Below are 14,993 nucleotides of genomic sequence, written 5' to 3'. Positions count from 1 at the left end.
ACCCACTCCTACTTGATGTCCTAAGCCATAATCATAGTTTATATAAGTGCCATCATAGTTATTGAGAATGTTATAGAGTATGAGGGTGTTGGTGGATTCGAGGTGCTCTCTTTCTTGCATTGTATTTCTACATAACTGCACTGCTTGTAGTGTCGCACCAAGTTTAGAGATACAATCTATTGTGTCTTTTTGCGTTCTTGTTAGTTTGGGTATATCGCTACTACCATTTTCGCCACTGCTACTACCTCCACTACCACCGCTACCCCCACCACTAGAGCCACCTCCACCTGTGAGATATGACGCACCTGGTCCTGTTATGCTTATGATTTCGCCACTACCGCCAAACTTATATTTTCTTTTAACAAAAGCATTGCCTTGTGGAGTAGGGGTTATGGTAGTTTGAGTCCAATTTGCTTGATTTGCATCAGTTGTATCTGTTATATAAACGGTTACTCCACCTGTATCAAGCCAATTTGTCAAGGTTGAATCAAATGCGCCCCACTGTCTATCGCTTATTAAAGCTATCTTTATTGATGTTGGCTTGGTTTTATCTTTAAGCTCTATTTTTCCTATGCTTATCGTCCCTGCGTCCGTATTGCTTTGTGCAAAGCCGATTATTCTATCATAATCCCCCTTAGTGTTGTCTATTATAAGAGTGCCTATTTTTGTATCGCCATAAAAATACATACCATAAGTTGTGCGCCCAAACTCTGTGAGGGTTAGAGTATTTGCATTGATATTGCCCCAAAAATACGCACCATTAAAGGTGCAATCCCCCGTCTCATTTGGACCTGTGCAACTCATACCTGCTTTTGCCACATTGCAAAAAACACTAAGCAATAATATTAACAGGGGGGGGGGGAGCAAAACCTTTTCATACAATTACTTTTCCTATTTCTTGGCATTTTTAGATTTATCTATGGGCTATGCTTTTTGCGTAGCGTGATTTGGTGCTAGATTTTTATCTAGCTTTTGTTTGGATTTTTCACTTTGGAACTTTACTTGGATATTATATTATATTTTCCCTCATATATGCCTTTATCATTTGGCTTGCAATAAACATACCAAAACCTATAAAAAATCGCTTATATCAAATCTAGTAAGGAAATCACCACTACCTTTTGATACATTTACTGCGCCTAAATGCAAAACTCAAATCCTAGCTTTCTTAGCAAAATATGCGCATTGCAGGGCTTGGATTTTGAAGTTGAATCGCTTTTAAAGTTTTTGTGCTATTATGATATGTGCATAGTTTTATGGCGTTTTGTGAGATTTTGCAACGATATATTTCGTGTGAAAATAGATTCTTCTAAGGAGATAGTATGCCACTCCAAACTATAAGGCTTATCATAACTTCCATAATTTCTATGGCTTCTATGACTTCTGTGCTATTTGCCTTGCTAGTAAGCCTCTCCCAAAGCCTACTCGCCCTGCATTCTCCAAAAGCCTCCCCACAAATCCCACCACAAAATCTGCCAAAAAGTCTATCAAAAAATCTGCCACAAAATCTAGTAAATAACGAGCGATATATAGAATCTAAGCTAGACTCTATGTCCCTAAAAACCCCCAAAAATACGCCAAAAAACTCCAAACTGCTAAAAACTCACAAGCTAAAAATCCGCAAAACCACACCAAAAACCCCAAAATCCACCCTTGCAACCATCAAAAAATCCACCCAAAAATCCAAAACAACCCCTCTAAGCCGACTAAATCTAACAAGCCCCTTAAATAATGTATTTGACTTTAACCTAGAAGCCTGGCTATCTAGGCTAGCCCAGATTGCCTCTAGCACTGATGGTTCACTTTTTCATCAAGGTGTGTGTGGGACTTGCCTTTTGCACTCCTATGAGATAGCTGCCGAAATCCTATTCTATGGAAACACCCCTCCCACACAAGGTGGCTACTTTTTTGACACCGCGCCAAATGTAAATCCGTTTTTGAGCTTTAGGGCTAGGCACTCGCTTCTTTATGATACGCTAGATGACATTGCGGAGTATTATGTCTTGCCCGCAGATGATGTAAGCCAAAGGTTTGCCAACTCGGTGCGACTAAGCTATGCTAGTGCTATCTCACTACTTCCGCAGTTTGATTGGCGTTTTGTGGGGTATGGGGTGGAGCCAGATGATGTAGGCAGGCTTTTGGAGGGCGTGCTAGCTTCTAGGGTAGGCACACTATATGTGGTTTCGATGATTTACTATCAAGCAGATAGAGGGCTAGGACAGCACGGAGTGGTGCTAGTGCGCACTAGCGGTGGCGTGCGCGTGCTAGCGACAAATATCATAAACGCCACCCCACAAGAAATCGCAAATATCGCTAGGCTAAACACGGATTTTTATGAGCTGACAAACACCCTAGCCGACACTATGGGCGCAGGGACACAAATCGCAGCACTAGGGCTTGTAGAAGTAAGTGGGCGATACACGCTACCATTTGCTAGTGCACTTTCATTTAGCGACTGTAGTGGGGAGGGGGAGGGTATGAGAGGAAATGCAAGAATCCCAGCTGCTAGCGCACTAAATCAATGCGCTAGTGGTAGGTGCAATCAATAAAATCACAAAATCTAAAATCATCTTTGGGACAAATCACTTGAAGCAAAATGCAAAATCTTGCTCTTAAATTCTCGCGCAAATTTTTGTGCAAATTCTCACACAAGAAATCCACAAACAAAATCTATTTTTAAGTTCTCAAAAAAATCTTGGGCTAATCTCTTTAGGATAATCTTGCGAGGATAATCTCGCGTGGGATTTTCGCCCCCCACTTGTCGCGGGCAAATCCCTCACGCAACTACCACGCAAACCACCCTCACAGATTTTCACGTGATTTTGCTTGCGTGATTTTGCTTACACAAAGTTGAGCTAGATTCTTGCGTGATTTTATTCCCCTTTAGATAATACAAAAGCCCTATCTATGACTTTGCGCGTCTAAATTCCCCACGCGTTTAGATTCTGCGCACTCTAGGCTTTCTGCGTAAGACTTCCCCCGCCTAAATTTTTTCCCTCGATTCTACGCCTTTGGTTTTATCATATTTTCAGGCACGACATACTTATCAAAGTCCGCTTCACTAAGCAATCCTAGCTCCAAGCAAGACTCTTTAAGCGAGATTCTCTTTTTGTGCGCGTTTTTTGCCACTTTTGCAGCGTTTTCATAGCCGATATGCGGATTTAGCGCGGTTACAAGCATTAGTGAGTTGTGCAAGTTGTGGTCGATTTTTTCTTTATCTGGCTGTATGCCTACCGCGCAGTGCTCATTAAACGACCTCATCGCATCGGCTAGCAAATCAAGGCTTTGCAAGAAATTATAAATAATCACAGGCTTAAAGACATTAAGCTCAAAATTCCCTTGAGACGCTGCAAAGCCGATAGCCGCGTCATTTCCCATTACCTGCACGCACACCATTGTGAGTGCTTCGCATTGCGTTGGATTTACCTTGCCCGGCATTATAGAGCTTCCGGGCTCATTTTCTGGGATTAGGATTTCCCCTAGCCCACAGCGCGGACCGCTCGCTAGCCACCGCACATCATTTGCGATTTTCATTAGGTTTGCTGCCAAGCCTTTCATCGCGCCGTGTGTGAATGTAATCGCATCGTGGCTTGTGAGTGCGTGGAATTTATTTGGGCTTGAGACAAACTTCACGCCTGTAAATTTGCTAAGCTCATCGCTTACTTTCTCGCTTAGCTGTGGGTGTGCGTTTAGCCCTGTGCCTACGGCTGTCCCGCCGATAGCAAGCTCGCGTAGTGTGGGAAGTGAAGCAGTGATTTGCTCCTCGCTATGAGCTAGCATAGAGAGATACCCGCTAAACTCCTGCCCCAAAGTAAGCGGTGTAGCATCTTGCAAATGCGTGCGCCCGATTTTTACGATAGAGTCAAACTCTTTGACTTTCTTTTCAAATGTCGCTTTTAGCTCACGCAATGCGGGAAGTAGCTTTTTTTCGATTTGTATCACGCTTACGATACTCATCGCTGTGGGGAATGTGTCATTGGAGCTCTGAGACATATTGACATCATCATTTGGGTGGACTTTTTTGCCCTCTTTTGAGTCTTTGCGAAAATCCCCGCCTAGTATCTCGCTCGCGCGATTGGCGATGACTTCATTCATATTCATATTGCTTTGTGTGCCGCTCCCTGTCTGCCAAATGGCTAGTGGGAAATTATCATCAAACTTGCCCTCGATTATCTCATCACACGCCTGCGTGATTGCCTTTTTTTTCTCATCATTGAGTTTGCCTAGAGAATTATTCACCACCGCGACAGAACGCTTTAGCTTAGCAAAGCTATAAATCAGCTCCTTTGGCATTTTCTCAATGCCGATTTTGAAATTCTCAAAACTGCGCTGTGTTTGCGCACCCCAATACTTCTCGTTTGGGACTTTGACTTCACCCATCGTGTCGTGCTCTACTCTGTAATCCTGTGCCATTTTGCACCTCCGTTTTAGAAATTAAGATAAACAAATATGATAGCTTAAAATGATAAATTTGCCCTCCTTAATCCTTGCCAAGATTTAAGGTAAAGTTACAAGGCAAGGTTACAAAGGGCAAATAAAAGTCTTAAAGGAGTCTAGATTCTAGACATATCCTGCCACAAGTGCAAGCAAGTAGCCAAATACACAAGAGCTAAACACGCCAACAAGCCCCGGGATAATGAAGCTGTGATTTATCACAAATCGCCCGATATGTGTCGTGCCCGAGCGGTCAAACTGGATAGTCGCCAAGTCGCTTGGGTAAGTCGGCAAAATGTAATAGCCATAGCACGCTGCGGCAAAGGCTACGATTATGCCGGGCTCTACGCCGATTCCAAGTGCCAAAGGCACAAATGCTGCAAGTGCTGCGGCTTGCGAATTTACAAACTTTGAGATAAGGAGCAACATTAGCGCGTAAGTCCAAGGATGCTCTTGCACCACTTCTCCAAGCGTGGCTTTAAGCATAGGCGTATGCACGGCAAACATAGAATCTGCCATCCACGAAATCCCAAACACCGCCACCATAGCAATCATACCTGATTTGAAAATCGCGTTGTTGCCTATGTCGCTTACCTTTACCTTTGTAAAAATCACTAATGCAGAGCCAGCCATAAGCATAAACATCTGAATCACCGCAACCATACTCATAGGCTTATCATCAAAGCTTGGGCGAAGTCCCTTAAAAATCCCCAAAAGTGCGACAAGCGCAATCGCGCCTAAGAAAATAAACATAGCCACCCACTCAATCGTAGGGAGCTTTTGCCCTAGCAAAGTCTTGCTCTCACCATAGACATATTCTTTGAATTTTGGGTCTTTAATCCTCTCTTGAAATTCCTCATCTTTATCCAAGTCTTTGCCTCTAAACCACGAGTAGATTCCCACACATAGCACGCCTAGCGCACCGCTTGGGATTGTGATTTGAAGCAGGTTGATATACCCATCAAAGCCCTCCATATGAGGCACGCCCTCTGCTAGAAGCATAGCCGTTAGACTTACCACCGCCACGCTCACAGGCGAGCAGATGATTCCCATTTGGCTAGCCACGCTAGCTCCTGCCATAGGACGCTCTGGGCGGATATTGTTTTTGATTGCAATGTCATAGATAATTGGCATCATTGTATAGACAACATGCCCCGTGCCACAAAGAATGGTAAGAAACCAAGTTACAAATGGTGCAAGAATGGTTAAAAACTTCGGGTTACGGCGCAAGATTCGCTCCGCAATTTGTAGCATCACATCAAGCCCACCACTTGAGAGCAAAGTCGCACTCGCCACCACCACGCAAAGAATGGTAAAAATCACATCAATAGCAGGTTTGCCCGGCTTCACACCAAATCCAAAGGTAAGGACAAAAATCCCAATCCCACCAAGCAATCCAAGAGCAATCCCGCCCTTTCTCGCGCCATAAAACAGACAGATTAAAACGATTATAAGCTGAATTGCAAACTGCTTACCATCGCTTAATGACATTAAAAAATCCATAACAACTCCTTTTAATGTTAGATTTGTGAAACAATGAAAGTGTAAAAAAACACCATAAAATTCAAGGCAAATTTACAGCTTCACCAGACTTGATGATTGTTTCGGGATTGCCACTGCCTTTTGGACCGACTTTTATCCATATACATACGCCAACACCGATAAGTCCAACAAGTGCGGGAGGCACAGGCTCTAGTATAAGCCCTACGATGACACCTGCAAAAATCGCAAAGTAAGTCCAAGCGTTGCTACTAAGCCCTTCAGGTGTGGGACAGACAAATATAGCAAGTGCTACGATCATAGGAGAAAAAAGCTTTAGGCTTTTAGTGAGAGAGAATTGAGGGGGGGGGGGGTGGAAAAAGTGCTACTTGTTTGAGAACTCATTCCAAACTCCTTTTTGAAGAAATTTTAAAAAAGCATTGTAATATTAAATAAAAAATACAAATGATGAGGTTTAAATTTGACAAATTTACAAAATTTTAGTAGGATTTTTGTTGATTTGCAAAGGGCGTCTCAATGAGCCGAGCCTCTTGGGTCTTTTTGACTTTGCATATTACGCGCTAGGGCTTATGGCTCGGTAGGCTTCAACCTAGCGATACTTTCTAACTCTATCGAATAAATCCTATTTCCCTTATATATTCCTTTCAAAGTCTCTTTTAATGTTATCAGTGCTTGCACTTGCAGTCCATTTAAATCAAACATTATCTCATAGCGTGGTATCTGCACGCTTGTATGTCCATGCTTCAAATCAGGCTGAATCTCGCGCAAATGCGCATCCTCATAAAGCTGTTGTATATGTTTTACAACCTCAATATGCTCAGCTGGAGTAAATCCGTGTTTGACACTTTCGCGCACTGCCTCATCACTTGTCATTTTTAGTCGCCCTGCCTTATTGACAATCGCCACTCGCCCATCGTGCTTGTTTGTGATTGGTTTTCTTATGGTTTTAAGTGTTTTTAAGGCATCGCTACGCAAATCATAGGCTTTTTTATATTTATTTTCTGCCAAAACTTCGATTTTTATCATTTTGTTTTTGCCTTGCTCTATATTTTTATCTGCGATTATATCAATATTTCTAGCATTGTTTTTTACTTTCCTTTATACCCAAACTATCAATCCTCTTTGTGAGCCTCTCTATCTCTCTATCTGCAAAATCTTTAGCAAAAAATGTGTTCATAATTTGATTCTTAATATGTAAATTCCTATTTTATGAAATGTAATAATAATGCTTTTTAATCAAAAGTCGCTATAATGCTAACTATCTGCAAAACCAAATACAAGGAGTAAAAATGAAAAAACTGCTAAATGGGGAGCTATTTTTCGCTCTATTTTTCATATTTGTAAGCGGGGTAATCATCTACATAAGTAGTGCGAAATCCGCGAGCAAAGTAAGCCAAAAAGCCGCCGCTCATTTATCTGTGCAAAATCTACGCCAGATATATAGCAATAGGGACTCTACCAAGTGGGAAGCACCTCATATAGACAAATCCGTGCTAGAGGATTTCGCAAAAGAGCTAGGGCTAGCAGATGCCACAAGTGAGGAAAATCGCTCAAAGATTCTCTCCCACCTAGAGCTAAAGCCTCTACCACTTACCCCACCATATCCACAAGAAAACCCCTACACCAAAGAAAAAGCAGATTTAGGCAAAAAGCTATTTAACGACCCGCGCTTATCGCTATCAAACCAAATCGCGTGCGCTTCTTGCCACGACAAAGAACTAGGGTTTGCTGATAACAAAAGTGTAAGCTACGGACACGATAGAGCGCAAGGCTCTCGCAACTCTCCAAGTGTGGTAATGAGTGCCTTTGGCACGCACAAGTTTTGGGACGGACGCGCAAGTAGCCTAGAATCCCAAAGTCTTTTTCCCATAGCAGACCCCAAAGAAATGGCTTTTAGCGCGGATAAAGCTGTAAGAAAAATAAGCAAAATCAAAGAATACAAAGATGACTTCTATGCCGCCTTTGGCACGCGCAAAATCACAAAAGAGCTACTCTCTCAAGCGATTGCCACCTATGAGAGAAGCCTTATGCCTCATCACAACCGCTTTGATAGATTTCTAAACGGCAAGGCGGAGGACTTGAGTGATGAGGAAGTGCTAGGGCTTCATCTTTTTCGCACCAAAGCTAGGTGTATGAACTGCCACAACGGCGTAGCCCTAAGCGATGATAGATTTCACAATCTAGGCTTGCACTACTATGGTAGGGACAAATACGAAGACTTGGGGAGGTATGAAATCACGCGCGAAAATAGCGATGTAGGTAAATTCAAAACCCCAAGCCTACGCGGTGTCAAAAAAACCCCACCCTATATGCACAACGGGCTTTTCCCACACTTGCACGGAGTGCTAAACGCATATAACGCAGGTATGGCAAACCCTATCCCAAAAGAGGGCGCGACCTATAATCCACCATTCCCTAGCCCTGATGAGCTACTAAAAAAACTTGAGCTAAGCCAAGATGAGCTAAACGCACTAGAAGCATTCCTAAACGCGCTGTGATTTATCTAGCAAAATCTAGCACTACCTGATTTCGCTCTGTGATTTTATCGCTAGATTTTGGTTTTGCTACGATTGTCAGTGCTAGCGGTTAGCAGGACTTTCGACTAGCGGGGCTTCTAGGCAGTTTGCACTTGATTGTGCTTTAGTTTGGATTATTTCTTGCAAATCCGCTCTAGCGCGTCCACCACGCGCAAGATATGCTCTTGTAGCCACTTATCACTTCCGCCCCTGCATATCTGCTCGCCAAAAGCGCGTATTGAGCTATCAAGCGGTAGCTCATCATCTAGCATAGGATAGCTTACCTCGCCCAAATGATAGCGCACCATTTTTTGATATAGCGATGACTTCTCCACGCTATCGCTTACCACCACTCCGCAGTCAAAAAGCGCGATTTTGCGCTCCTTTGTCTCATCATATATCGCAGTTTTTTGCGTCCCTCCTATCATCATCTCGCGCACCTTGATAGGCGATAGCCACGAAGCGGTGAGATTGGCACTAAATCTTTTGCACTCAAGCTGTATATTTGCTAGTGCTTCAAACCCCTCATAACGGCGAGAAACCAAGCTATGAGATAAAATCTCTAGCCCAAAAAGAAAATCCAAAATACTCAAATCGTGCAATGCCAAGTCCCAAATGACATTTACGCTGTTTTGGAAAAGCCCTAGATTGATTCTGCGCGCTTGGACATAGAGTATATCCCCGAAACTTGCTAGATTGTCCTTTAGCCACACCACAGCGGGAGAGTAGAGAAATATATGGTCGCAATGAAGCGTTAGATTTTGCTTAGAGGCGATTTCATAGAGGGCGCAAACCTCACTTGTGCTACGAGCTAGTGGCTTCTCTACAAACGCGTGCTTGCCAGCTTTTAGCGCAAGGGAAGCAAGGGGGAAGTGCGTATGCGGAGGTGTGATGATAAATACCGCTTCTATCTCATCATCGCGCAAAATCTCATCATAAGAGGTGTATGCTATTAGTCGATTTTGCGGTGGATTTTGCAGTGTATTTTGAGTAGGCAAGTCTTTATTTTGCGTATGTGGATTTTGATTTTGCGCGGTGGATTTTGGATTTTGGACTGATTTAGCAAGACTAGCAAAATCACTAAGCGCGGCTTGCAGTTGCGCACTATCGCTATCATATACGCCTTTTAGGCAAAATCTATGCTGATTGCACAATGCCTTTAGCACATTCCTCCCCCAATACCCATACCCCACAAGGGCGCACTTTAGCTTTGTGTGCGTTGTCATTTTCAATGCCTTTTTACGATTTTAGTTTGGAGAGGATTTTCCCAAAAAGAAGCCCATTTTTATACTCTGTGATTTTTGCTTCATAGTAGCCCACGCTTATATCCTCTACCTCGCTGTCATTGATAAGAATCTCGCCATCTATCTCTAGCCCCCAGCGAATGTCTCTAGCAGAGTAAAAATGCTCGCTTATGCTAGCCCTGCCCTCGACTATCACGGGGATTTGCACTCCCTTTAGTGCACGGTAGCGAATCTTATCTTGGGATTTTAGGATTTTATTTAGCTTATTTAGCCTTGCATTTACCACTTTTGTGGGGACTTTGTGGCTCATCGTGTGCGCTAGAGTGCCCTCCTCACTAGAAAACGCAAAAAGATTTAGCCTATCAAATATCCCCTCACCCAAAAAATCCGCTAATTTGCCAAACTCCTCCTCCCCCTCGCAAGGATGCCCTATGATTATCGTGCTACGCAAAAAAGCATTTGGCAGTGAGCGCATAAGATTTAGTATTTCTCTTAGCTTTTTCTCTCCCGCACCGCGCTTCATTAGCTTTAGCATTTTGTCATCTATGTGTTGGATTGGCATATCAAAGTAGTTTTGCACACTAGGCGAGCTAGCTATCGCTTCGATTAGCTTGTAGTTAGTCGTGGTGGGGTAGAGATAGTGGATTCTGCTAGTTTTTGCTGCACCACTAGAATCTAGTGCTTTTATCAACGCCACAAGCCCATCTCTCACACCAAAATCTAGCAAATACGAGCTAGAATCCTGCGCGATGAAGCTAAAATCTTTGTAGCCTTTTTGGGCGAGATTTTCCACTTCAGCTAGCACGCTAGCGATAGAGCGTGAACGGAGCCGCCCCTTAAAGCTAGGAATAGAGCAAAAAGAACAAGATTGATTGCAGCCCTCTGATAGCTTGATATATGCGTGTATAGCGGAGTTGCTAATAACCCGCTTTGAGTGCTCATCGCTTAAAAACACTTCATCTTGGCTTGCAAGATTTTTGCCTAGATTTTGGCTAGGTGGATTTGTGGAGATTTGGCTTGCGTTGCTTTTTGTTGTGCTTTTTTGTGGAGATTTAGATAGGGTTTGCGATAGTGGGTTTTGAGTGCTTGAAGTGCTTTGAATGCTTGAGGGGTTTGCAGATTTTGCGTGGCTTGTAGAGTTTGTGGCATTTGTGGGGTTTGCTAGCGTTGGGGGATTTGGCAGGCGTGGCACTGCGCCAAAAAATCCTTTTTTGGCAAGCAAGCTATCGATTTTATCATAGTCGCGCACACCGATGATGATGTCGATTTCTGGCATATCGCTCTCTAGCTCTTTTGCATACCGCTCGCTTAGACACCCGCTCACCACGAGTATCGCGCCCTCCTTTTTCTCCCCCGCCACGCGCAAAATCTCGCCTATACTCTCCTGCTTGGCACTATGGATAAACCCACAAGTATTTACGATAATCACATCTGCTTCGCTCACCTCATCGCTTAGAGTTAGCTCGCTTAGCCTCCCTAGCATCACTTCGCTATCTACGAGATTTTTGGTGCAGCCTAGTGAGATTAGATGAAGTTTTTTTTGCCCTAGATTTTGGTGGTTTTTTGCCTGCGATTTTGCTTTTTGCTGCGATGAATGGCTAAATGTCGTGTCGCTAAAATTTGTAAAAATGTGATTCTCCTTAAAAATATTTTGTGCGTTTATTTTTGGATTTTCAAATTATAGCCAAAGCATTATCACAAGTGCATAAAAAGATTCTTAAATAACAAAACCTAGCAAAAAACGATTCCTCACAAATATTGCACAAATATTGCATTAGGCAAGAAGCAAATGTTGTAGCAATCTAATTGCTAAATATTTTTATGCTCGCTTTTATTCACTCTCTTCATAATCCGTTTTTTTTTTTTTTTGTAGAATGAAAATCAAAAACTAAAAGGAGCAAAAATGGCACAAAATCTTTACAAAAACAAAATCCAAACGCTAAAAGAGACGCTCTCACAAGGGCTTTTAGAAAAAGATGAAATTATCTCTTTAGTGCTATTATGTATGATAGCGGGGAAATCGGTATTTTTGTATGGACCGCCCGGGACGGCAAAGAGTCTTATCTCACGGCGCGTATCTTGCGCCTTTGATAGCAATAAATTTTTTGATTATTTGATGAATCGCTTTAGCACTCCTGAGGAAGTCTTTGGACCGCTAAAACTTAGTGAATTACGACAAGATAGGCTTGTGCGAAGTGTGGAGGGATTTTTGCCGAGCGCGGATTTTGCATTTTTGGACGAGATATGGAAAAGCTCTCCTGCGATACTAAACTCACTGCTAACAATCATCAACGAAAAGCAGTTTAGAAACGGCAAAGACAATATAAAAGTCCCGCTTCGCGGGCTAGTGGCAGCAAGTAATGAATTGCCACAAAAGGGACAAAGCCTTGAAGCATTGTATGATAGATTTATAATGCGCCTTATTGTCCCACCACTAAAGCAAAAGGCGAATTTTAAAAAGCTATTGCAAAGCTCTGGGGCAAAAGAGATTGTAAATGTAGCAGACGAGCTAAAGTTTTATGACAGAGATTTCAAGCAAATCAAATCACTCGTAGATAGCGCAAAAATAGATGAATCTGTGCTGAATGTGCTAGAACTTTTGCGCTCTAAAATTGAAGCCTACAATGACAAAAAAGCAGATGATGTAGAGAGTATTTATGTAAGTGAGCGTAGATGGGTGGCTATTATGGAGCTACTTAAATTTTCTGCCGTGCTAAGTGATAGGCAGTCTGTGGGGCTGATAGATTTGGCACTTTTGAAACATTGTTTGTGGAGTGAGGAGAGCCAAAAAGAAGAGATTGAAAAAATGCTAAAAGAATGCTTAGATAATTATAGCCCACAAGCTATCAAAAACGGAATAGATATAAAAAACCTAGCAAAACAAATTGAATCAACGATAAAAAATCCCGTTGAGCAAGTTGTCAAAGATTCTCTTTTAAAAGAAATTGCTAATGTTCATCATAAACTATATCAAGAATTGCAAAAATGTCTTAGTGAGGCAAATGATTTTAAGGATAAAAATGCCAATCCATTTGTCTCAAAAAGCGGATATGATATTTTTTTAAGCTCTTTTAAGGAAGCACAAGAAAATTTGGAACAAGATATTTTGGAAGTAAAAAAACTACAAAATAAAGTCAAAAATGCAAAAGTAGCTGCTCCTATTGCTTAATTTGGAGGCAAATAAATATGCAAGGCAACCAAGAAAAACCTAGCTTTCTTAATCGTATCCAACAAAATCTTATCACCAAATTTGATAAAGTCAAAGGGTATTTTGGCTTTTGCACTAGCGATTTGGCACAAAAATGTAACTATGACTTACAAAAAGATGAGTTAGGCATAGAGCAAAGTCTAGATGAGAATGTAAGAGCATACTATGAAAAAATAGAATCTAAGCTAGAGCAAGAACCAAAAGAATTGGAAAAAGAAAAAAATGACTACTTCAAAGCAGAAATAACAACCAAGCACAAAGAAAAATTCACAGAAGTTTCTTTAGATAGATTGCTAAGAAAAATAAAAAGCTACAATAGCGACTTTGAAGAGGTTTTTTACAAAAAACAGCTACAAGATTTTAGGCAAAAATACGCAAAAACTATTGCCAAAAAAGACAAAGAATCTAATGAAAAAGAGCAAAAAGCCAAATATAACCAAAAACTAAACAAGCTACTTAAAATCCTACATACAAACACAATCAGAACTTGGAAAAAACTCATAGAATCTAAAGAGACAAAAATACAAAAACAACTTATAAAAGATAGCCAAGATGAACTCATAGAGCGCATAAAAGAATGGATAGAGCTAATGCAAAAATTTCAACAACGATTTAAGTCTATGGAAGAAAGTGCGGATTTGTTTTCTAGCTATATTATGCAAAGTCTAAAAGCGGGTATGGAATCTGGCAAAAAAGTAAGTGAATGCGTAAATGAAAATGACTTGATGGGGAATCAAAGATACGGTGGGTATGGTGTAGGTGGCACAGATAATCTAAGCAAAAGAATGATAGATTTTGCAAAATGGCTTAAGCTTTTGGAGCAAGAATCGATAAAAAAACTTTGTGATATGCTAGGAAAACTACACAAAGCTCAAAAGAAAATAGAGCTAGAAACATACACACTGCAAAGAACATTTAACGCAACTATCCCAACGCCCTATGCCAAAGAGGAAATTAGTGGCGTTACGCTTGGTAGGGATTTGGAAAATGTCTTGCCCCAAGAATTAGCCCTGCTTAATGATAAAGATTTTAGCATTTTGTTTGATTTGAAATTTGCCGAAAATCGCCTATTTTGCTTTGAGAAGCAGGGATATGAAGACATATCTATGGTGGAAGAAATCTCCCAAGAGCGAGAAAAAGAAGTAGAAGACAAAAAAGGACCCATAATCCTATGTATAGATACGAGTGGCTCTATGAGTGGGATGCCAGAGACTATCGCCAAAGCCATAGCACTTTTTATGGCGCAAAGAGCGATGGAGGCAAGGCGAAAATGCTACCTTATAAACTTTAGCGTAGGCATTAGCACACTTGATTTGACTCCTCCAAATGGATTTTTTGAGCTAATGAGTTTTTTAGAAATGAGCTTTAGCGGTGGGACGGATGCGATACCTGCGCTTAGGGCTGGGCTAACAAAAATGAATGAAGAGGGCTACAAAAAAGCAGATTTGCTAATGATAAGTGATTTTGTGTTTAGTGATTATAATTTGGCTGGGTTTAGGGATTTGGCAAAGACAAAAGATAAGCAAAACAAGTGTTATGCTCTATATGTGGGTAACTTTGGCAATGATAAATCTCGCAAATCAATACTGTTTGATAAAGAATTTTACTATGATGGTTATACTCACGGTGTAGATGAGCTAGTAGAAATAAAAAATACTCTTTGATTTTTTATGCAAATCAATCACGCGCTGTGCTTCAATCGCTTGGCAAATAAATCAGCTAGCTTATCTCCCCCACCACACCAAATCTCCACAACACCTACACAACCAATCGCAACTATACCTCCACCGCTTCCAATAGCCACTACCCCAAGTCCAAACGCCACAAAAAATACCACAAAAATCCCTAAAAAACACAGCTTTTAAAAATTTTTATATTTTTTGTAAAAAAAATGTCAAAAATCTTATAGATTTAAGCATTTTTTAATAAGGGGGGGGGGTAGAATCCTCGTACGCTTTTTTGTTTGTTTTGTGGCTAGATTTTGGGCTTTGCAAGTTTTTGCAAATCATAAAATCTACCGTGAGGCAAAGCGTGAAGCGAATCTAAACCCCTTAAGGAGAAACGACAATGAAAAATTTGTCAAAATCAGTG

Annotated in this window: 11 protein-coding genes and 1 pseudogene; 4 read left to right on the top strand and 8 right to left on the bottom strand. The window is 41.4% G+C overall.

Annotated features, from left to right (window positions below; translation table 11 throughout):
- A partial coding sequence (locus CQA40_RS10520) for a hypothetical protein (protein WP_181882931.1) occupies positions 1-804 on the bottom strand: 804 nt, incomplete at its 3' end.
- A 518-nt stretch (positions 805-1,322) separates the two neighbouring features.
- Here CQA40_RS10520 and CQA40_RS10515 point away from each other — a divergent pair.
- Positions 1,323-2,549 (top strand): DUF1561 family protein, encoded by a 1,227-nt coding sequence (locus CQA40_RS10515; protein WP_115520788.1) that lies wholly within the window; start codon positions 1,323-1,325, stop codon positions 2,547-2,549.
- A 454-nt stretch (positions 2,550-3,003) separates the two neighbouring features.
- Here CQA40_RS10515 and fumC read toward each other — a convergent pair whose 3' ends face one another.
- The 4 genes and pseudogenes from fumC to CQA40_RS10495 all read right to left on the bottom strand — a co-directional run bounded on the left by fumC (position 3,004) and on the right by CQA40_RS10495 (position 6,960).
- Positions 3,004-4,413 carry a class II fumarate hydratase gene (fumC, locus tag CQA40_RS10510; RefSeq protein ID WP_115520787.1) on the bottom strand — a complete coding sequence of 470 codons (1,410 nt, stop codon included), beginning with the start codon at positions 4,411-4,413 and terminating at the stop codon, positions 3,004-3,006.
- A 147-nt stretch (positions 4,414-4,560) separates the two neighbouring features.
- Positions 4,561-5,937: an anaerobic C4-dicarboxylate transporter gene (locus CQA40_RS10505; RefSeq protein WP_115520786.1), complete on the bottom strand. Its 1,377-nt coding sequence runs from the start codon at positions 5,935-5,937 to the stop codon at positions 4,561-4,563.
- Positions 5,938-5,998: 61 nt separating this feature from the next.
- Positions 5,999-6,250, bottom strand: a pseudogene (locus tag CQA40_RS10500) (anion permease); the annotation flags it as partial.
- 251 nt (positions 6,251-6,501) lie between these two features.
- Positions 6,502-6,960, bottom strand: a complete 459-nt coding sequence (locus CQA40_RS10495; RefSeq protein ID WP_115520784.1) for a hypothetical protein — start codon at positions 6,958-6,960, stop codon at positions 6,502-6,504.
- Positions 6,961-7,223: 263 nt separating this feature from the next.
- Here CQA40_RS10495 and CQA40_RS10490 point away from each other — a divergent pair, with 263 nt between their 5' ends.
- Complete coding sequence (locus CQA40_RS10490) at positions 7,224-8,432, top strand: cytochrome-c peroxidase (protein ID WP_115520783.1); 1,209 nt, start codon at positions 7,224-7,226, stop codon at positions 8,430-8,432.
- Between the two features lie 152 nt (positions 8,433-8,584).
- On the opposite strand, the gene CQA40_RS10485 is transcribed toward CQA40_RS10490, so the two are convergent.
- Together CQA40_RS10485 and CQA40_RS11755 are read right to left on the bottom strand one after the other, a co-directional pair.
- The gene (locus CQA40_RS10485) at positions 8,585-9,676 is read right to left on the bottom strand and encodes a Gfo/Idh/MocA family protein (protein ID WP_115520782.1); all 1,092 of its coding nucleotides are present in this window, start codon (positions 9,674-9,676) and stop codon (positions 8,585-8,587) included.
- Between the two features lie 13 nt (positions 9,677-9,689).
- The gene (locus CQA40_RS11755) at positions 9,690-11,219 is read right to left on the bottom strand and encodes a MiaB/RimO family radical SAM methylthiotransferase (protein ID WP_258864553.1); all 1,530 of its coding nucleotides are present in this window, start codon (positions 11,217-11,219) and stop codon (positions 9,690-9,692) included.
- Positions 11,220-11,597: 378 nt separating this feature from the next.
- Between CQA40_RS11755 and CQA40_RS10475 the strand changes: the two genes are divergently transcribed.
- Positions 11,598-12,863 (top strand): AAA family ATPase, encoded by a 1,266-nt coding sequence (locus CQA40_RS10475; RefSeq protein WP_115520781.1) that lies wholly within the window; start codon positions 11,598-11,600, stop codon positions 12,861-12,863.
- A 17-nt stretch (positions 12,864-12,880) separates the two neighbouring features.
- Positions 12,881-14,566, top strand: a complete 1,686-nt coding sequence (locus CQA40_RS10470) for a hypothetical protein (RefSeq protein WP_115520780.1) — start codon at positions 12,881-12,883, stop codon at positions 14,564-14,566.
- A 17-nt stretch (positions 14,567-14,583) separates the two neighbouring features.
- Here CQA40_RS10470 and CQA40_RS11345 read toward each other — a convergent pair whose 3' ends face one another.
- Entirely contained in the window at positions 14,584-14,739 is a 156-nt protein-coding gene (locus CQA40_RS11345; protein ID WP_181882930.1) for a hypothetical protein, read from the bottom strand.
- Positions 14,740-14,993 lie beyond the last annotated feature (254 nt).

Source organism: Helicobacter sp. MIT 01-3238 (genome assembly GCF_003364135.1).
Classification (GTDB): domain Bacteria; phylum Campylobacterota; class Campylobacteria; order Campylobacterales; family Helicobacteraceae; genus Helicobacter_B.
Note: the sequence above shows the minus strand (reverse complement) of the source record. Positions and strands in the feature narration are given on the sequence as shown.